Source organism: Pontibacter aydingkolensis, from assembly GCF_019443125.1.
Classification (GTDB): Bacteria; Bacteroidota; Bacteroidia; order Cytophagales; family Hymenobacteraceae; genus Pontibacter; species Pontibacter aydingkolensis.
Genome location: NZ_JAHYXK010000007.1, coordinates 14,440 through 34,088, shown reverse-complemented (window position 1 = coordinate 34,088; position 19,649 = coordinate 14,440). Strand labels below are relative to the sequence as shown.

Here is a 19,649-nt window from a genome sequence, read left to right as displayed (position 1 = left end):
CCTTTTTATTACACTCGTATAGGTTTAATGTATAACCTATAAGAAAGGAGGATTGTGATGAGATTTATTCCAACCCGCTTTCATGGTGTTTTGGACTATGTAGTGGGATTATTATTTATAGTTGCACCGTGGCTGTTTAACTTTTCAGATGTTACATATGCCACCTGGATTATGGTGATAGCAGGTGTTCTTGTACTACTTCAGACTGTTTTTACAGATTTTGAGGTAGGGCTGATACGGAAAATACCGATGCAATCGCATTTAATGGTAGACTTTGGCTTAGGTGTTATCCTGGCTTTGTCGCCATGGATGTTCAACTTTGATCATTTGGTATTCATGCCGCATTTGATCGGTGGTATATTTGCTATTATAGCCTCGCTTACCACGCACCGGGTGCCTAGCAAGTCATACACTACGCGACACGCACATCAGGATAATCCGGTGCGCTAACTAAATTTAAATGTTTACATGTAAAACAACAGGCTGGCCTTTTCAGGCTGGCCTGTTTATTTTTTTGCCCTTTGCTCTGGATATTAATGTCTAAATTTGCAGTATGAATTACCTATCAGCAGAAAATATTTCCAAAAGCTTTGGCGAACGCTGGCTTTTTAAAAACCTGAACTTTGGCATTAGCCAGGGCCAGCGGGTAGCACTTGTTGGTGTAAACGGATCTGGCAAAACTACCTTGCTTAACGTGCTTGCCGGGAAATTACCTCCTGATGAGGGCAGTGTTAGTGTGCGCAAAGAAGTAAGTATAGGTTACCTTGGCCAAAACCCAGAGTTCGACGAAGATCTTACAGTGCAGCAAAATATCTTCTCGATGCAGAACGAGACACTGGACGTGATCAGCCAGTACGAAGCAGCCATAGCTAACCCGGAAACCAGCGCAGAGAAAATGCAGCAGCTGATGGAGCGCATGGACGAACTGCAGGCCTGGGATTTTGAAGTAAAAGTAAAGCAGATACTCTCTAAACTAGGCATCAACAACCTCGATGCTAAAATAAAGCACCTCTCCGGAGGGCAGCGCAAGCGTGTGGCCATGGCCCGAGTGCTGATTGAAGAGCCCGATATGCTAATACTGGACGAGCCAACCAACCACCTGGACCTGGATACTATCGAGTGGCTTGAAGGCTTGCTGAGTACGCAGAATTCTACCCTGCTGATGGTTACCCACGATCGCTATTTTCTAGATAAAGTGGCCAACGAGGTAGCAGAACTGGATAACGGCCAGATCTATTCCTATAAAGGCAACTACAGCTATTTTGTAGAGAAAAAGGCAGAGCGTGAAGAAAGCGCCGCTGCTGAAACCGAAAAAGCCCGCAACCTGATGCGCAAAGAGCTGGACTGGATTCGGCGACAGCCAAAAGCGCGTGGCACAAAAGCAAAGTATAGAGTAGATGCCTTTGAGGAGCTAAAAGAAAAAGCCGCCAGAAAAACCACTGGTCCGCAGTTGGAGCTTTCGGTTAAAACAACGCGCCAGGGAGGCAAAATCATCGAGGTAGAGCACATCTCTAAGTCATTTGGTGATAAGAAAATTGTGGATGACTTTAGTTATGTGTTTAAAAAGAAGGACCGCATAGGTATAGTTGGGCCGAACGGAGCAGGCAAGTCTACTTTCCTGAACATGCTGGTGGGCAACTTAACGCCAGATGCGGGCATGATAGACGCTGGCCAGACTACAGTTTTTGGGTATTACACCCAGGACGAACTACAGTTTAAAGAAGACCAGCGCGTAATTGATATTGTAAAGGAGATCGCCGAGGTAGTGGAGATGGCCAACGGCGAAGTGATAACGGCAAGCCAGTTTTTGCAGCACTTCCAGTTTGCGCCGCCCCAGCAGTATACTTTTGTAAGCAAATTAAGCGGTGGCGAAAAGCGCCGACTGCAGTTGCTGCGTGTGCTCATCAAAAACCCGAATTTCCTTATTCTGGATGAGCCTACTAACGACCTGGATATTATCACGCTTAACATACTGGAGGACTTTCTGCTGAACTTTGGCGGCTGCCTGCTTATAGTAAGCCACGATCGTTATTTTATGGACCGGCTAGTAGAGCATTTGTTCGTGTTTGAGGGTGATGGCAAGATACGCAACTTCCCGGGCAATTACACCGACTACCGTGAGTGGCTAAGAGAACAAGACAAACAGGAACAGGACATAAAACCTGCACCTGCTGCACCTGCACCTGAGAAAAAGACAGAGCAGCCAACTAACAAGCGTAAAGCCACTTTCAACGAAAAGAAGGAGTACGAGAAGCTGGAGAAGGAGATTGAGCAGATGGAAACCCGCAAGAACGAGATAATCGAAACCATGAACAGTGGCAGCACCACCGACCATGAAACGCTGCAAGCCTTGGCAACAGAATTGAAAAGTATAAACGAACAGCTGGAAGAGAAGGAATTCAGGTGGCTTGAACTGGCAGAACTGATGTAAGCTGATCAATCAAAAGTATAAAGCATTTACTTAAGGGGCTGGCAAAGTATAATGTCAGCCTCTTTTTATTTCTCCAGCCCTTTTACAACTACCACGTTCCGTTCATTTTGATGGCCTACTTTTAAGATGTGACGTTCAAAGTCTTTGGGCTTGTTAATGATTTTAAAGAATTCGTCCAGGTACCTGATCGTTTGTTTCCGGTATTTGTCGTCCAGCAGGCTGTTGCTAGTATAAACCCGATAGATATCGGCTTTGCGGTTGTTGAAGAACGGTACTAGCTCTGCTATAGCATCTCCCGGAATACTATATCCTCTGAAGAGGCGCTGCCTAACTGATGAGATACCTAATTCCGGAGGAGGCGTTGCATAAGGCGCCATCACCAAACCAGTATAATCAAAATCGAAAGGTACCGGCACTGGTTTACCATATGAGGCAATGTACAACAACATAATATTGTGGCGGTAAGGAACAGACCAGTCGGTATTGCCTATCATGTACTGAAACAGGGCTAGTTTTGCCATTGTACGGTTGTCTGTCGCATCCATTCTAATCAGCAACTCATCTGGCATTATGGTAGCTACATTTCTTTCTGCTAAATCATCTTCGTCTTCTATCAGAAATGCATATCTTATTTCAGGTTTTCTTTTACCTGCCACGTCTTCGTAGCGTATCTGGCATAACCTAACCCTGAAGCTTACATCTGTAACAATATTATAAAGTTTATAAACAAGGTACTCCCGCAACACATAATCTTCGTTATTGCAATGTGTAACCAGTTTAAGCTTATTTACCTTCCCAAATACAGTTTTCTCAACGGTGCTGCGCTTAAAGTTCAGCATCAACGGCGGAAAATTACACACTGTAGGGTCCCGGCGCCTGTTACCGCGTACCCTTACCTTCAGCGCTTCAGTAACTGTTTTACCCTCTTTGTCCTGATAAGTGATGGTAGCACTATGGTAGCTTCGTTCTTCTCCCCTGTCTTTCAGCATCTCCTTCATATCCATGGTAAGCGTAAAAGCCAGTACTTCTTCATTTCTGAATAGCGGGTTTTCATTATTTTCCCGTTCTTGGCCAATTGCAAAACTATTTACCAAAAAAGAGTTGGCTGAAAGATTTGCCTGTGCTTTTAGTGGCCGAAAATCTATCAGGAAAAGGATGATAAGGGAATACAGAAGACGCTTTTTCATGGGTGCAGTCAGCTGTTAAAGAATTATACCCTTCCAGAATCGAGAATTAAATCAAGATAAAGCTCAGGTTAAAACATTAGTTAAAGTATTACACAGCCCATAAAGGCCGCGACTTTCAATTCCAGTTACTATCAACAAACTTTAGTTTATTCTCTAAAAAAAGCTCTCGTATCGGGCTCCCCTGCATCTGTGCCGTATCCAGGAAAAGTTGCAGTTTCAAAGAGTCTTTCTGAAGCACAATGCCTGCGGAGTCTACATTATAAGGCACCACAACTGTATCGATTCGTGGCATATACACGTTCCGGTCCATTTCAAAGCCTAGTAACTTAGCAACTGTAGGAGCAATATCAATTAAAGTATACTTAGGCTCCACAACGTTGGCTTTCTTAAAATCAGGGCCCAGCGCCAGCAAACTCACCTTTTCGCATCCGGCACAATTATCACCATGTTCTTGCCAGCCCTCTTTAACTCCATCCAGATGGCGCCCATGGTCGTTGGTGATGATGAGGGTAGTATTATCTTTATAGAACGGATCGTTTTGCAGGAAGTCCCAGATCTCTTTTACATACCTGTCATTCCTGGAAATGCCTCTTAAATAATAAGCCCAATTACCTGCGTGCGCAAATCCGTCAGGCTCCATAAAATTAATAAGCACAAGGTTAGGCCGGTGCTTTTGCATTATCTCCTTCGCTTTTGCTGTGGTAAGCGAGTCTGCTCGGTAACCAGTACCCGGCCCATTTATTCCAGCATTTATAGAAGGCATAAATTTGCCCTGCCACTCTGGGTCCAGCGTATTGGCGAGTATATGCAATTTATCTTTACTGGATATGATCCAAGCCGCTGTTGACGGCTTTCCGGTGCTTTTTAGCCAATATTGGAAAACAGAAGGATTTGAAGGCAACTCATCCCCATAATTGTCTATAGGTTGGTTTACGCCTGTTGTAATGGCAGCATGCCCGGAATTAGTATAAGTATAGGCATCATTGTAGAAATTATTTAAAAATCCACCCTGCGGTTTCATCTCTCCGGACATGTTTGGAATTAACCCAGGTGTGTTGCCCCATGTCTCTGAATACCGTGGGCCATCTATTACAATGATCACCACATTTTTTGTCTGGATCGCATCTTTTTTAGAACCTGATGAACCACCCGCGCAACCCCAGAATAATAAAAGTATAAAAAGCAGTAAAAGGCAATAAATTATACGCTTTAAAAGTGTTCTGTTCCTATACTTGCCGGATAAAACCATTGCGGCCATGGCTTATGCTTTACAATATTAAACCATTCATTTACAATAGCTTATACATTGTATTAACGCACAACGTTGTATCAGCAGGAGATAATATTAAAATATCTTAGCAGCCACTTAAAGTATACTTTATGAAGGAAATGCATGCAGTATGGCTTTATACAAATATCCCAGGTTGCGAGATTCTTTTCTGTTAATGATTTAACGCAATAAGTGAAGCACCTTCTAAAATAAAATAGGCAGCCCAAAGCTGCCCTTATACTTTAAAAATTTCTGGATATACCTGCTGTTAGCGCCAGACTAATATTTCGTGATTGTGAGCTGAGGCCTCTGTAGAAACTCTCGCTGATGATTACTCTGCCGCCACCTGAGGGAGTGCTCATTTGCCTCTCTTCGTATCTGTTGTTATACTTTGCATCTACTTTCAACAGACCAAAATTCAGCCTTGCATCTGCACTCAAAGTTAAATTGTTTCCAAGTGGCCAGGACATACCGCCTCCGCCAACAACACCTGCATCAAACTTGCTTGTCCACTCGGTGGTAACTGTTTGTTTAAAACTGCTAGTGTTACCGCTCTGCCCCCATGATGTAGTTGCCCTCGCGGAGCTGCTGTCTGCTGCTATGCCTGCTGCATTTACAAGAAAAGCAGTATAAACACCCCCAGTTATGTAAAAGCGCGAGCCAGGATCAAGTTTATACTTTACAACTAAAGGCAACACCAGATAATCGTTTCTTATATCCCGCTTATAGTACTTCCAATTCTCCGTCATGTTTGAGCCCTGCTGTTTTTCAGAGTAAGATGTATAAAGCAGGTTTAAGCCTTTTTGCTCGTAGTTAATACCAGCTTCTACTGTTAGCTTCTCATTTAGTATGCGTTCTGCATACAATCCTGCTACCAGGCCTAAACGTGTATTACCAAGGTCACCAGTATAATCAAAGGTATAAAATTCAGAATCACTGTAGCTGATGCAGTTGGTTGTACCATCCGGACAATCGCCGGCAAACTTGTTGGGTGCCTCTACAAACAGCAGGTTAGCAGCAGATAGCCCTCCTCTAACTCCAACTCTCAGCTTACCCACCTCTATGGTTTGTGCGGTAGCCGAAGTATAAGTTATATATAAAAATGCCAGGGCAAATAAACGAGTTAGAATTGTTTTCATAGGAAAATCAGATTTTAACATCAAATATACTGAAGCTGCCATATTATATGATAGATCAACAGCCTGAAATTAAAAATCTGTGTAAAATTTGCTTTTCAGCTTAAAACCAACATCTTTGCAACAAGAATTATAAAATGAACCAGAACACTGCAGCCATAACAGTACTATCGTTACCTATGCCACTTGGCATGGAGTTGCTGCATGTTGTTCATTCTTATTGCCTGAGCGTGTATAGCTATTATAGCTATCATTATTACCGCACATTACGCGCTCTCTTTGGCAATCACTCCGATAATAAATCATAAATAACAGGAAGAACTAAACGTTAACCTGAAGTGATAGAAAAAAGCAGAGCGAAAGCCCTGCTTTTTTTGTTTGTACCTAATTCATTTATCCATAAAGTTAAAACCAAAACCCATGAGCCTGACTCAACAATACAGCAACTATACCGAAGAAAACCATAAAGTTTGGGCAATCCTGTTTCAGCGCCAGATAGAAAACCTACCGGGCAAGGCCATCCCTGAGTTTTTTGAGGGCCTGAAGCTCGTTAATTTTAAACCGGACCGCATCCCTGATTTTAACGAGGTAAACCAGCGCCTGAAGCAGCTAACCGGCTTTGAGGTAGTGCCTGCTCCTGGCATTGTAGATGATGCCGTGTTCTTTAGCCTGATCGCCAATAAGCAGTTCCCGGCCACAGTTTGGATCAGAAGTATGGAGCAACTGGATTACCTGGAGGAGCCGGATATGTTCCATGATGTGTTTGGACATGTGCCTTTGCTTACCATCCCTGTTTACTGCGAGTTTCTGGCTGCCCTATCGGCGATGGCGCTGGAGCACGTGGATAAGCCGGATGTTATTGATAAGCTTACCCGCATTTACTGGTACACCATTGAGTTCGGCTTGTTCCGGAAACAGGGCGAGGCAGCAAAAATTTACGGAGCCGGTATACTTTCCTCTGTAGGCGAAAGTAAGTTGTCTGTGTCCGACGAAAGTATAAAGTATGGCTTTGACGTAGATCACATTCTGGACACGGCTTATATCAAGGAAACATTTCAGAGCCAGTATTTCTGTATAGAGAGCTTTGAGGAGTTACTGGAGAGCCTGCCAAAAATAAGTGAGGCCATTGCAGCCATGCGCCGACAACTGGAAAAAGTATAAAAAAGTGTAAAAGGCAGCTCAGTTAATCCAGAGCTGCCTTTTATACTTTAATGCGTTAGTTCGTGGCTTATCCTGAAACCAAGCTTGCGTGGTTTGGTGAGGTGGGTGTTCTCCAGTTTCTGCTTCAGAGTGATGCGTTCTATATCAGACACATCCTGTCCCATCAGGTCGTTGTTAACGGCTGCTACCATGGCACTTTCTACAACCACACGTAGCGTTTTGGTTGTAATTACATTTTTGGCCATGTTCGTGATTTCATCGTATGGCAGGTCGAGTTGCCTTACGCCTTCTATACAGAAGTGGTTTTCGATGTTTACCAGCATCCGCCCTACCAGGTAACCCGGATCATCCAGCCTGTTATACTTTATCGTGTCGGCCATAAAGTTATAGGCCATGATATGCCCGAAGAACCGCCTTCTGAAATCCTCATCCACATAGTCGTTGCGCATGATCTCGTAATCGTCCGGGAAGGTGATGATGTTGGAGTGCATTACAAATACAAGCAAATCTCCTGAGAACTTTATGTGAAACTCATGCTCGTTCACGTTACGGTACTCAATTATCACGTTAGCGTCCTGCTTTGTTATTCTGTCAGTAAGTTCGTCTACTATTTCCTGTGCTATCTCTTTCAGCTTGTTAAAAGTAGCAAGGGTATTCCGGTAAATTTCCTGCTTTGTAACAGATTTCTGGTGCAGGCCATTTACAATATCATTTAATCTATCTTCCATAGTATGTATCTGTATCAGATTTGCCAGATGTAGTTTGTACCGTAGTTTAAGGTACTTTGTTTAAAAATGAGCGTTAATTAATGATTTAGGGCAATATAAGTATGCTGAGCTAGAAAAGCATGCCTTAAGGCAGGGCTTTATATTTTCTGTTTCTGCACATAGATTGGCGGCGGCTGTAAGCCAGGCAACTCCTGCCCCTGCAGCTTAAAAGCCACCTGCCTGATACCTGGTTTAGCCGATGGATACTCTAGCAACATAGCCTGCGCCTGTGGCAGCCGCAACGCTTCCGGTATAGCGTTTACTGCACCAGCCGGAACATGCTGGCGGTGCAATTGCTGCAGCAGTTCGTCACGGAGCTGCGCTGCTATCAGTTTGCTAAGTATGCCATTAAGCTCTCCTCTGTTTTGCACGCGGCTATAGTTATTTTTATACTTTGGATCATCAGCAAGTTCGGCAGAGCCAAGTATGGTACAAAGTCTTTTAAACTGCCTGTCGTCGCCAATGGCCAACACCAACTGTTGCTGGTCTTTGGTAGTATACACGCTGCCGTAGGGTACAATGGTGGGATGCTCTGAACCCATTCGCTTTGGCTCATACCCTGCCACCAGGTATGCTGTGCCTTGGTTTGCCAGCGCCGAGATAGCTGCCTCCAGCAGCGACACTTGCACTAGCTGGCCTTTGCCTGTTTTATAGCGCTGCAGCATGGCCACCAGCAAACCTTCTTTTAGCTGGTGCGCTGTCAGGATATCCATTAAGGCAACAGGCATTTTGGTTGGCTCCCCATCTGCTTCTCCGTTCAGGTACATAAAGCCACTTTCGGCCTGCACGATGGCATCGTAGCCGGCCCTGTTATCGTGGGGGCCGTAGCCTGTAATGTGGCCGTAAATAATGCGGGGATTTATACTTTTAAGCGTGTTGTAGTCAACTTTCAGTTTTTCGGCATCACCGGGCTTATAGCTGGCAATCACTAAATCGGCTTCTGTTATCAGTTTGTAAAGCTGTTGCAGATCTTGCTCATTTGTAAGGTTTAGCGGTAGCGAAGTTTTACCCCAGTTGGCAGCGCAGAAATAGGCAGGCGTATCGGTTTCGGCAGATTCGGAGCTTAGCTTCCAGGTCCTGGTCACGTCGCCTTGTGTAGCGGCATTCTCTACTTTAATAACCCTTGCACCTAGCTCGGCAAAAAATTGCCCTACACTGGGCCCAGCCAGCACACTTGCCAGTTCCAGTACCAGTATATCTTTAAAAATTGCTTCCACGTTTTATGTTTTACTTAAGCCAGCTCGGCCAGCACATTATCTGTCAGCTCTAAGTTATGGTATACTTTCTGAATATCGTCATCGTCCTCTAAGGCATCTATCAGCTTAAGAATTTTACGCACCGCCTCCGGATCATCCACCATAACCGTGGTTTTAGGTAAGCGTTGCAGTTCTGCTGTCTCTGTTTCGAGTTGTAGTTCCTCTACTTTTTTCTGCAGCGCACCAAAATCCTCCATGGCACAGTAGATGGTTATATAATCCTCTTCAAACTCCACATCCTCGGCGCCACCGTCTGCCAGTTCCAGTAGCAGTTCATCATCTGTTAGCCCAATTGCCGTATCGCGCTTTACCACAAAAACGCCTTTTCTATCGAACAGAAATTCTACAGAGCCATTGGTACCCAAGCTGCCGTTGCCTTTGTTAAAAATGGTGCGCAGATTCTGCACGGTTCTGTTAATGTTATCAGTCAGGCACTCTACAAAAACAGCAACTCCGTTCGAGGCATATCCTTCATAAGTTACCTCAGTATAATCCCCGTCTGTGCCCTCACTCTTTTTGATAGCACGTTCTATATTATCTTTGGGCATGTTAACGGCCTTGCTGGTTTGTATAGCCAGCCGCAGGCGCGGGTTACCGTCTGGGTCTTGGCCGCCAACTTTGGCCGCGACGGTGATTTCTTTGATAAGCTTCGTAAATATCTTTGATCGCTTGGCATCCAGAGCGCCTTTCTTACGCTTAATCTGTGACCATTTATTATGTCCTGCCATGTGTAGAGTTTAGTATTAGCTATGGTTATTTTTTATTGTCATGCTCGTATGGCAGAGCAAAAAAACAAAAAATGAAGGAAGTAAACCCAAAAAAAGAGCAGCCTGACACCAGATCAGGCTGCTCTTCAAATTCGTTTTTATGTATAAATGTTACTATAGGCTATAGTAACATAAAGATGGCATTGATAATATTCAGACCTAACAGAAGAAAGAAGTTAGGTGAGTCTTGTACAGCTCTTTTCATGGCAATATAGTTTATTAATTATATTTTACTAAGACGATACTGTTTATACAGCTTATTTCATCTTACGCCATCACAAAGCAAATGTTACAATAAAATATAACTTTTTATATATTAACCAAAATACTAAACATATATATATATCACAATATTTACGCTCATATTAAGATTTAAATGGATTTGCACGCATTAAAACAATAATATTTAACAATCCATATATATTGTATTTAATACTAATACATCCAATTATAACACATATACTTCATATTTAACAAAAGTATAACTTTACTTAAGCAGATTTTGCTGCAAGCAGCAGTTTGTATATTAATCTTATATTTATCGTATCTTTACCTAGTTAATAGTGCCTGCTATGATTTGCGGGGCTTGTATCTTTAATTTAACAAACAGCTATACTTTGGATTTCCATTCGTTTAACCTACACGAAAACGTGCTAACCGGGATTGACTCGATGGGCTACAACAAGCCTACTCCCGTGCAGGAACAAGCCATACCTTTAATTCTGGAGCGTAAAGACATGATTGCCTGCGCCCAAACCGGTACCGGCAAAACAGCTGCCTATCTGCTGCCCCTGATAGATCGTATTTCACATGAAGGCTATGAGCACACCAGCACACTTATACTTGTGCCAACCCGCGAGCTTGCCAAGCAGATTGACGAACAGGTAGAGGGCTTTGGCTACTTCGCCTCCGTTAGCTCTATTGCTATTTATGGCGGCAGCAAAGGCGGCGACTGGGACCAGCAGAAACGTGCCCTAACAACCGGCGCGGACATTATTATTGCCACACCGGGCCGCCTGCTGGCGCACATGGCCATGGGCTATGTTAAGCTGGACCAGCTAAACCACCTGGTGCTGGACGAGGCCGACAAAATGATGGACATGGGCTTTATGGATGACCTGCTCAAGATCATAAAGCAGTTGCCTAAGGAGCGGCAGACCCTACTGTTCTCCGCTACCATGCCACGAAAAATAAGAGACCTGGCACAGCAAATTTTACAGAACCCAGCCGAAGTAAACCTAGCCATTTCGAAACCGGCTGCCGGTATAGACCAACGCCTGTACCTGGCTTACGACAACCAGAAGCTTCCTTTACTGGAGCATTTGCTACAGGAACAGGAAGTACAAAGTATGATCGTGTTTACCTCGCGCAAATCAAACGTGAACCAGATTGTGCGTTCGCTACGCAAAATGGGTTTCGGGGCAGAGGGTATACAATCAGACATGAGTCAGGAAGAGCGTGAACGCGCGCTGCAGGGCTTTAAGAACAAACAGCACCAGATACTGGTAGCTACTGATATTGTGTCGAGGGGCATTGATATTGACAGCCTGAGCCATGTGGTGAATTTTGACATGCCGCAGGACGCTGAGGATTACGTGCACCGCGTAGGCCGTACGGCACGTGCCGCATCTACAGGTGTGGCGATAACCTTCGTGAACGAGAAAGACATGTTTAAGGTGCAGAAGGTAGAGCGCCTGATAGAAAGGGAATTACCTAAACTATCTTTACCAGAAGACTTTGGCCCCGGTCCGGCTTACGACCCTACCAAACGCCACGACACCAGAGGTGGCGGCAGGCAAGGTGGCGGCAACAGGCCAGGCGCTGGTGCTAAAAAGCATGACCACCGCAGCAAGCATCACCGCAAACCCGGTAACCCGAAAGAGGCCGGAGCAAAACCACAGGCACAGGGCGAAACAAGTACTGCAGAAGGTGCCACAAAGCGTCCTAACAACCGCAACAGAAACAGGAACCGCAACCGGAACAAACCAACAGACGGCGGAGAAGTACAATCAACTCCACAAGCATAAAATAAGGCAGCTCTAAGGGGCTGCCTTTTTTGTTTACACATATTCCCTTGACTCCTAAAAGGATATCAGTTTTATAAAGGAATAACTAACCTATTATACCTTCAGGCGAGGAAGTAGCAGAATATGTATCGCCTGAGCAGTTACATTAATGGCCTGCCACAAAACAATGATAGCTTTACCTTATACTCTTACGCTAGTTACCGCTTTGCTAATAACTGGCGTGTGAGCGGAAATGTGGGACTTAACTCACCTACTGTGTTACTGCAGGGCAGATAGGTCAAGGTATGTTTACAACAGTGTTTCTATGAACAAGCAATTCCTGAAAGACAATAAAGCAAGTATGACATTATCAGTGAGCAGCCCGTCCCAGAAAGAAAAACGCTGGTTCACAGATGTTGAAGACGTTAACTTCTATCAATCGCAGGAATCATACTTTATTCAGCGGAGGGTAAATCTATCGTTTAACTACCGCTTCGGTAAATTAGATACCCAGATTGCCAAGAAGAAGCGCGGCATGACCAATGATATGTAAAGAGTAGCGGCGGAAATGCTGGAGGTGGTAACGGCAGTTAAACAGGTTTAAACCCATACTTCATGTATTGCATATACTTATATAAACAGCAAAGGAGGCCTTGAAGCCTCCTTTGCTGTTTATATAAGTCCATACTGGTTAGAACCTGTCTTTATCTTTGCCAAGTTGCTTTACTAACTTGTTATAAACACCAAGCAACAAGAAAGATGGCGCCCACTGTCCTACAAACAGGGCTTCTTCGTCTTTTCTCATCACTTTTAAAGTAGCTGAAATAGCCATTGAGCCAAGAGCAGCCCATAAGTACATATCTGACGGTATCCGCGCAGTATATTCCTCAATAGCCGCAGCTACAGGACCTTCTTTCTTTTCCGGATTATAGCTGTCTGCCTTTCTTTTGATATCATTTGCGTCCATAGTTATTTTATTTAGAGGTTTTTGTTAACATTTAAATAGAAACGGAGCAAGTACGATGATTGTTTATACTTTCTTAAAATTTTGTAACCAAACATATAAAAGGATATTACACAATAACCATCTGCACCTTGAAAACCTTAGCCGAAGCGCGCTCAGATGCGTAACTATCTGTAAGTAAAAACGCCTGACCAAAATCACCCTATAAACTACATCTGCATGAACCGCACCCACATCCTCCATCAACTCGAAAACCACCCAGATCATTGGGATGTGCTGATAATTGGCGGAGGAGCAACCGGTTTAGGTATAGCCGTAGATGCCGCTACACGTGGTTACAAAACCCTGTTATTGGAGCAAGCTGATTTTGCGAAGGGCACCTCCAGCCGAAGCACCAAGCTAATACATGGCGGCGTACGGTACCTGGCCCTCGGACAACTGAAACTGGTACTAAATGCACTGAAAGAACGTTGGCTGCTGCTGCACAATGCGCCGCACCTGGTAAAAACACAGCCATTTGTAGTTCCGGTTTATACCTGGCGCGAGGCATTTCTATATTTTTCGGGCCTGAAACTTTACGACCTGCTGGCAGGCAAGCGCAGCTTAGGCAACTCAACATTCATTAGTAAGAAAAAAGCTTTAAAAGCATTGCCCACCATTAAAGCTACTGGTCTTAAAGGCGGCATACGGTACTACGATTGCCAGTTTGATGATAGCCGGCTGGCCATAAACCTGGCTCAGACAGCTGTAGAAAACGGGGCTTGTGTGCTTAATTACATGCAGGTAACAGGGTTGCAGCAAAACGATGCTGGCAAAGTATGCGGTGTGGTGGCACAGGATTTAGAGACCGGTTTAATGTACAAGCCTAAAGCGAAAGTAGTAATAAATGCAACTGGCGTATTTGTGGATGACATACTCAGACTAGAGCAACCCGATGCCAAACCACTAGTGCGCCCAAGCCAAGGAGTGCATCTTGTGCTGAGCCATATTTTTTTACCGGGCAGCGAGGCACTCATGATACCAAAGACTCCAGATGGCCGTGTGCTGTTTGCCGTTCCGTGGCAAGGCAAACTGTTGGTAGGTACCACCGATACCATACGCAACACACCCGAACTGGAACCAAAAGCCCTGGACCGGGAGGTTGATTTTATACTGGAGACAGCAGGTGGCTACCTTACCCGAAAACCTACAGCTGCCGATGTGCTGTCGGTGTTTGCGGGGCTGCGGCCATTAGCTGCCCATAAAGGCAACCCCAAAGAGAGTAAAGACATTGCCCGCAATTTTAAAGTCATACTTTCCGGCAGCAACCTTATTACCATTACCGGCGGCAAATGGACCATCTACCGCGAAATGGCCGAAAGCACCCTGAATAAACTGATCAAAGCCAGTCTTCTGCCACACAGGCCATGTATTACCACAAATCTACCTATCCATGGCCATACGCTACAGCAAAGTACAAACCCACATTTACATGCCTACGGAGCAGATGCCACAGCCCTAGAGCAGCTACAGCTGAAACATCCGGAGCTTGCCAAAAAGCTGCACCCTGCTTATGCTTATACCAAAGCCGAAGTAGTTTGGGCAGTACGCCACGAAATGGCAAGAACGGTAGAAGACGTGCTGGCACGGCGCCTGCGCCTGCTTTTCCTGGAGGCAGAGGCAGCCATAGCAGCTGCTCCGGCAGTAGCAGCCATACTTGCCGACGAACTACAATTGCCCCGGGAGTGGGCAGACGAACAGATAAGGCAATTTACTTTACTGGCCAAAGATTATACTTTAACCCCACCTGTGGCTGTACATCAAATTTAATAAATCCATTATCGAACATGATCTATCAAGTAAATTAATGTTTAAACACAGTAATTTTTGATTACCCCCATTTTTTTGCTTATACTTATTAAGTTGTGGATAAACCAGCCTATGCATGATTTACGTATGCTTTGCTGTTGAGCCGTTGTTTTATAAGCAGGGCACTCGCAATCTTAAATTAATTTTTCACCCAATCCTAAAAAGAAACCTAACATGGTACTACTAAAGAAAGGGACTATCGCAGCCGCATTTGTAGTGGCATCTGTGTTCGCCGGACAGGCTGCGTCCGCGCAAGATGCCTCCGCCCCTGTTACTCAGGAACAGTTAGACGCAGTAGCGTTCTCTGACGATGAACTTCAAAAATTTATTAAGGCCAACACCGCCGCCGTGGAACTTCAAAAAGAAGGACGCGAAGCCGTGGTGACTACTATAGAAGAGGCTGGCCTTACCGTAGATCGCTTTAATGAACTTGCACAGGCAAACAGGCAGAAAAAGCTGGACGAAGTTGCCAAAGACGACAAGGAGAAAGAAGCCTTTGCCAACGTGGTTAAAGCTGTTGTAAAACTACAACCTGAGAACAAGCAAAAAGTAGATAAAGCTATTACCGACCAGGGCCTGACCATGGAGCAGTACGAGAAGATCTACACTGCTTTCCAGAACGATAAGGCAGTGCAGACTAAAGTGCAATTGCTGCTGCAGGAGAAATAAGCACTTCTATTTGAATAGGCTTAAAGAGCACCGGTTTATACAAGCCGGTGCTCTTTTTATTTGAGTGATTCCTAAATTTATACCCCCTTATCACGCTGCTCACTTATGTATAGTTTGATGCACTATACAATTACTTTATCATTCGATTGAGGGTAAACTTTATATTATACTTTTATTACATTGCTTGTGACACCGAAGAGTGAGCACCTCAAAGAAAAACTTAATTGTACTCCAAACATAGTGTCAATAACCGTATGATTACGCATAGCCGCTAGTAGCTCAAATATTTAATAATATAAAAATCTATGAAACAACTTTTACTCGTCCTGTTTATTTTCTCATACTTCTGCTGTAACGCACAGAATAGAAACAATGAGAGTTCAGTTCTACTTCTGAGTAAGAATGGAACATCAAACCCCGTTGAGCTGGAATTGAAGCCTAACAAACCAATTAAAATCAAAACGACCGATGGCAGGAAGTTAACGTTAATCCATTATTCTATACTTGGTGACTCCGTAATTGTATCTTCAATGGACACAGTTGCTTTAAGAAATATCGCATCATTAAAAGGAAAAGTAAAAGGGAATGCCCTAAGAAAACTTGGCGGCGGTTTAGTGGCTGGGACAGGGTACTACTTTGTAATGGTAGGTTACCTTGTAGGCACCATTGCTTTTTACCCTCCTGCATATCTAATAATTCTTCCTTCTGCTGGTATTGCCTACGCAGGTCATTATTTATCAGGAGCAAGGCACTTTGATACGACCGAAAAATGGGCATTAAGCATAAATGAGGTAGAATAACAACAGCTAGCACGGTCATAATATATGCTACGGCTACGGCTACGCCTTCCCCACATTATGCACAATCCGTTACAATCAGCCATACGATAAACCCATAATCTATGAAAGCAGGAATCTTTTCTGTTCTGATCGGAATTACAGGACTGATAGTGATCACATACTTTATTTACCAGGCAAATGTAGCGTATCAGCAACCGGAGGAATTGGCAACACTTTATACTTTGAGCACCACTACTATAGCAATCTTTTTTATACTTGAGGCAGCAGGAGTTGCACTAGGTATACTATCTTATAAAAGAGGCAATAAGAAGATCGGGCTTTTCGGAATGAGCCTTTGCAGCCTGAACCTCATACTTTTATATGCCCAATTTTAAAGTATAAAAAATCTATACTTTAGCTCCTACTGCACCGGCAAATAAGAATGCACTTAAGTCTCAGAGCTGAAAGCAGAAGTGTTTCCCCTAAAATCTTCCGGTTATTTGCAGATGCCTTATTATCTTTAAGGCTTTAAATAAAACTGTATGCCTTTACAAGTAATTTGCAAAGCGTTTAATGAACTTACGCCCCAGCAAATGTATGAAATGCTCCGCCTCCGTAGCGAGGTTTTTGTAGTGGAGCAAACCTGCGTGTTCCTGGATATGGATAACAGGGACCAGGACTGTTACCACCTGCTGATCTATAAAAATGATGTATTGGAAGCCTGCGCCAGGTTGGTACCTCCGGGAATTTCGTACCTGCAAATGTCTATTGGCAGAATTGTAACGAGCCCTGGTACACGCGGTACTGGACTTGGCAAAAAGTTAGTAGAGATTGCCATTGCCGAGTGTTATCGTTTATTCGGCAACGGTCCTATCCAGATCGGTGCACAGCTGTACGCCAAAGGCTTTTACGAGTGGTTCGGCTTTGTGCAAACCGGCGAAGTATACGATGAGGATGGCATAGACCACATCCACATGATAAAGCCTTAACTGGCTGTAGTTTATACTTTGTTATGCACGAACAACCTAACTCTGAAATACTGCTGTCTCTGGTGCGCATGAAAATGCCCTTCGGTAAGTATAAAGATACCATACTTTGCAACCTGCCTGTGTCTTACCTGGAGTGGTTTTACAGAGAAGGTTTTCCGGAGGGTAAACTTGGTATGCAACTGGCCACTATTTACGAGATCAAGATCAACGGACTGGAGTACCTGCTGGAGCCTTTGAAACGGCAGGCTCGCAACAGTTAATAACTAATTTAGCTGATTTCTCCTTTACCGGTCCAAACACCCCTGCAGGTTTACCTCACCCCAGCCCTCTCCTAAAAACAGGAGAAGGAGTTCCATACTGCCTCAACTGCCATCACAGAAATTACAACCACACTCTTTGTCGTCCTGTAAAGGATCTTGTGTGAAAGGAGGTTAAGCAGAAGCTACAGCGTTTTTGCTTTCGCTAAAGTAGTGCCAGACTCCACGCCTTAGATAAGGAGGGGCAGGGGGGTGGACCACGTAATGCTTAAAATACCACCTCCACATCATCAGTTTTGGCACCTATCCTAATCCTACTGCCGATTCCGCCGTATGTTATAATTCTGATAAACAATTACAGCAGCCATGGCAAAGAAAATTGAGCACGAAAAAGAAGACCAGCAGTTTACTATAAAACTGGGCGAGGATGATGCAGAACTGGCTTATACTTTACCCTCTGAGGGGATAATCTGCTTTACCCATACGTATGTGCCCGAAGATGACCGGGGCAACGGACTGGCAGTTAAAATGATAGAAAAGGGGCTGCAGTATGCCCGGGAGCATAACTACAAAGTAAAAGCCACCTGCCCGGCTGTCGTTAAATACCTGAAGCTACACCCCGAACACAACGATATTACTATTTAAACCGAAGCTTTATACTTTAGATTAATATTTGCTATCTTGTACCTGCCGGCTTAAAGCATGGCATGCTGCCAGATGAAAAGTAAATTATCTTACTCCCTCCTCCTGCTCTTAATTGTATTATGTGGATGCAAACAGCACGAGGAAGACTTTATCAGCAAATATTGCCCCGGCTCCTGCACAGTCATTAAAGGCCAGCTAACTACTGATGACGGCACAACTCCTTTACCTGGCGTACAGTTACTGGCACAATGGCGACTGGACGGCACCCTGGGCTTTGGCGGAACTGTTCGAAAAAAAGCAGTAGCCACCACTGATGCCAATGGCAACTATGAACTTCGCCTTCTGCTCCGCGACGATGAACTAAACAACGATTTAGGCAGAAGAGGTTATTTAATAGTAGATGCCACAATCAACACTAGCCAGTTCCTTACCTGCTACGGCGATACCTACCTGCAACATTACTTTAATCTTAGCCGCGACACCACCATCACCTTAGATTATACTTTGCCTCAGAAGGCCTTTATTGAGGTAGAAGCCAACAACCTGCAAGCTATAGGCTCAAACGACATCTTCCTTTCTCAGGCCTTCTTTAAATCTGGAGAAAAGGGAGACGACAGCTGCAGCCAAGGTATTTCCTGGAGCAATCAAAGTAATACACAAACTTCAACTATACCTGTTGCAGCCAACCAAACAGTAGTACTTCGTACAACCAGGCGTGATAATCAGGTTGAAAGTGTGTCGGAACAAACATTTAGGCTATTGCCAGGCCAGCGAACCAGCGTACAGATTGCTTTTTGACAACCTCCTCAATGAGAAAGTTTATACTTTGCCTTACCTTTTTTTGCCTTTGCACAGCCGCCTTTGCTCAGGACACGCTCAGGCACACATCCCGGTTTAGCATTAGCTACAGCAGCTCAATACCTGTTGGTGATTTTAGAAGCACTACCTATGAAACTGATTATCCGCCCTTTGCTACAGATGGTGGCCTGCTGCAGTTAAGTTATGCCTATGGTTTAAAGTATAACCTGTATGCTGGTGCAACGTTGGGCTGGCGTCGAAATCCATTTAGTTTTGAGAGCTTTTTGGAGAACGATGATGAGTTGGTGTTAAGCAAAAAAAGTAAGCCATGGCAGTCTCTGCTGGCGATGGCTGATGTACAGTACCTGCTGCACGCACGTGACGGTTTTGCTTACATAAAGGGATATTTGGGGGCATCCTTCAACAGCACGAATACGCTGCACATTGTTACACCCTACGGCACCATAAACCATACTGCTGCCAAAGCAACCGCCCTGGCCTATGGAGTAAGTGCAGGAGCTCAGATCAATATAAGAAACTTTGGCATAGGCCTGGATACTGGCATACTTTCTACGAGACCAACATTTGAGCGGATAACAGCACAAGGCACAAGTGTAAAGTATAAACAGCCCATAACCACGCTTCAATTTGGCTTATTTGCAGCTTATACTTTATAGTGCTTTTAGGGCTTGATCAATCACCCCTTTTGATCGACTTAC

Annotated in this window: 21 protein-coding genes; 14 read left to right on the top strand and 7 right to left on the bottom strand. The window is 44.4% G+C overall.

Going from position 1 to position 19,649, the window contains the following annotated elements:
* The first annotated feature begins 57 nt into the window (after positions 1 to 57).
* On the top strand, positions 58 to 450 hold the full coding sequence (locus K0O23_RS10090; RefSeq protein WP_219877305.1) for an SPW repeat protein: 393 nt from the start codon (positions 58 to 60) through the stop codon (positions 448 to 450).
* 103 nt (positions 451 to 553) lie between these two features.
* Positions 554 to 2,431: an ABC-F family ATP-binding cassette domain-containing protein gene (locus tag K0O23_RS10085; protein ID WP_219877304.1), complete on the top strand. Its 1,878-nt coding sequence runs from the start codon at positions 554 to 556 to the stop codon at positions 2,429 to 2,431.
* Positions 2,432 to 2,496: 65 nt separating this feature from the next.
* Here the strand turns inward: K0O23_RS10085 and K0O23_RS10080 are convergent, their stop codons facing one another.
* From K0O23_RS10080 to K0O23_RS10070, 3 genes are all read right to left on the bottom strand, one after another.
* The gene (locus K0O23_RS10080; RefSeq protein ID WP_219877303.1) at positions 2,497 to 3,618 is read right to left on the bottom strand and encodes a hypothetical protein; all 1,122 of its coding nucleotides are present in this window, start codon (positions 3,616 to 3,618) and stop codon (positions 2,497 to 2,499) included.
* A 115-nt stretch (positions 3,619 to 3,733) separates the two neighbouring features.
* Positions 3,734 to 4,876, bottom strand: a complete 1,143-nt coding sequence (locus tag K0O23_RS10075) for a sulfatase-like hydrolase/transferase (protein ID WP_246597029.1) — start codon at positions 4,874 to 4,876, stop codon at positions 3,734 to 3,736.
* 254 nt (positions 4,877 to 5,130) lie between these two features.
* Complete coding sequence (locus K0O23_RS10070; protein WP_219877302.1) at positions 5,131 to 6,027, bottom strand: porin family protein; 897 nt, start codon at positions 6,025 to 6,027, stop codon at positions 5,131 to 5,133.
* A gap of 417 nt (positions 6,028 to 6,444) precedes the next feature.
* Between K0O23_RS10070 and K0O23_RS10065 the strand changes: the two genes are divergently transcribed.
* Positions 6,445 to 7,185: a phenylalanine 4-monooxygenase gene (locus K0O23_RS10065; RefSeq protein ID WP_219877301.1), complete on the top strand. Its 741-nt coding sequence runs from the start codon at positions 6,445 to 6,447 to the stop codon at positions 7,183 to 7,185.
* 47 nt (positions 7,186 to 7,232) lie between these two features.
* Here the strand turns inward: K0O23_RS10065 and K0O23_RS10060 are convergent, their stop codons facing one another.
* From K0O23_RS10060 to K0O23_RS10050, 3 genes are all read right to left on the bottom strand, one after another.
* Positions 7,233 to 7,913: a hypothetical protein gene (locus K0O23_RS10060; RefSeq protein ID WP_219877300.1), complete on the bottom strand. Its 681-nt coding sequence runs from the start codon at positions 7,911 to 7,913 to the stop codon at positions 7,233 to 7,235.
* 137 nt (positions 7,914 to 8,050) lie between these two features.
* Positions 8,051 to 9,169: a CaiB/BaiF CoA transferase family protein gene (locus K0O23_RS10055; RefSeq protein ID WP_219877299.1), complete on the bottom strand. Its 1,119-nt coding sequence runs from the start codon at positions 9,167 to 9,169 to the stop codon at positions 8,051 to 8,053.
* Positions 9,170 to 9,183: 14 nt separating this feature from the next.
* A complete protein-coding gene (locus K0O23_RS10050; protein ID WP_219877298.1) occupies positions 9,184 to 9,936 on the bottom strand; it encodes a YebC/PmpR family DNA-binding transcriptional regulator in 753 nt (250 codons plus the stop codon).
* A gap of 656 nt (positions 9,937 to 10,592) precedes the next feature.
* Between K0O23_RS10050 and K0O23_RS10045 the strand changes: the two genes are divergently transcribed.
* Both K0O23_RS10045 and K0O23_RS10040 read left to right on the top strand, forming a co-directional pair.
* Complete coding sequence (locus K0O23_RS10045; RefSeq protein WP_394371696.1) at positions 10,593 to 12,002, top strand: DEAD/DEAH box helicase; 1,410 nt, start codon at positions 10,593 to 10,595, stop codon at positions 12,000 to 12,002.
* Between the two features lie 304 nt (positions 12,003 to 12,306).
* A complete protein-coding gene (locus K0O23_RS10040; protein ID WP_219877297.1) occupies positions 12,307 to 12,534 on the top strand; it encodes an outer membrane beta-barrel family protein in 228 nt (75 codons plus the stop codon).
* 138 nt (positions 12,535 to 12,672) lie between these two features.
* Here K0O23_RS10040 and K0O23_RS10035 read toward each other — a convergent pair whose 3' ends face one another.
* On the bottom strand, positions 12,673 to 12,948 hold the full coding sequence (locus tag K0O23_RS10035) for a hypothetical protein (RefSeq protein WP_219877296.1): 276 nt from the start codon (positions 12,946 to 12,948) through the stop codon (positions 12,673 to 12,675).
* Positions 12,949 to 13,164: 216 nt separating this feature from the next.
* Here K0O23_RS10035 and K0O23_RS10030 point away from each other — a divergent pair, with 216 nt between their 5' ends.
* From K0O23_RS10030 to K0O23_RS09990, 9 genes are all read left to right on the top strand, one after another.
* A complete protein-coding gene (locus K0O23_RS10030) occupies positions 13,165 to 14,754 on the top strand; it encodes a glycerol-3-phosphate dehydrogenase/oxidase (RefSeq protein WP_219877295.1) in 1,590 nt (529 codons plus the stop codon).
* Positions 14,755 to 14,967: 213 nt separating this feature from the next.
* Complete coding sequence (locus K0O23_RS10025; RefSeq protein ID WP_219877294.1) at positions 14,968 to 15,462, top strand: DUF4168 domain-containing protein; 495 nt, start codon at positions 14,968 to 14,970, stop codon at positions 15,460 to 15,462.
* A gap of 305 nt (positions 15,463 to 15,767) precedes the next feature.
* A complete protein-coding gene (locus tag K0O23_RS10020) occupies positions 15,768 to 16,262 on the top strand; it encodes a hypothetical protein (RefSeq protein WP_219877293.1) in 495 nt (164 codons plus the stop codon).
* 101 nt (positions 16,263 to 16,363) lie between these two features.
* Positions 16,364 to 16,636 carry a hypothetical protein gene (locus tag K0O23_RS10015; protein ID WP_219877292.1) on the top strand — a complete coding sequence of 91 codons (273 nt, stop codon included), beginning with the start codon at positions 16,364 to 16,366 and terminating at the stop codon, positions 16,634 to 16,636.
* A 147-nt stretch (positions 16,637 to 16,783) separates the two neighbouring features.
* The gene (locus tag K0O23_RS10010) at positions 16,784 to 17,230 is read left to right on the top strand and encodes a GNAT family N-acetyltransferase (protein WP_219877291.1); all 447 of its coding nucleotides are present in this window, start codon (positions 16,784 to 16,786) and stop codon (positions 17,228 to 17,230) included.
* Between the two features lie 23 nt (positions 17,231 to 17,253).
* A complete protein-coding gene (locus K0O23_RS10005) occupies positions 17,254 to 17,490 on the top strand; it encodes a DUF3820 family protein (RefSeq protein ID WP_219877290.1) in 237 nt (78 codons plus the stop codon).
* 363 nt (positions 17,491 to 17,853) lie between these two features.
* A complete protein-coding gene (locus K0O23_RS10000) occupies positions 17,854 to 18,132 on the top strand; it encodes a GNAT family N-acetyltransferase (protein ID WP_219877289.1) in 279 nt (92 codons plus the stop codon).
* Between the two features lie 72 nt (positions 18,133 to 18,204).
* Entirely contained in the window at positions 18,205 to 18,930 is a 726-nt protein-coding gene (locus K0O23_RS09995; protein ID WP_219877288.1) for a hypothetical protein, read from the top strand.
* 11 nt (positions 18,931 to 18,941) lie between these two features.
* Positions 18,942 to 19,607, top strand: a complete 666-nt coding sequence (locus K0O23_RS09990) for a hypothetical protein (protein WP_219877287.1) — start codon at positions 18,942 to 18,944, stop codon at positions 19,605 to 19,607.
* Positions 19,608 to 19,649: the final 42 nt, after the last annotated feature.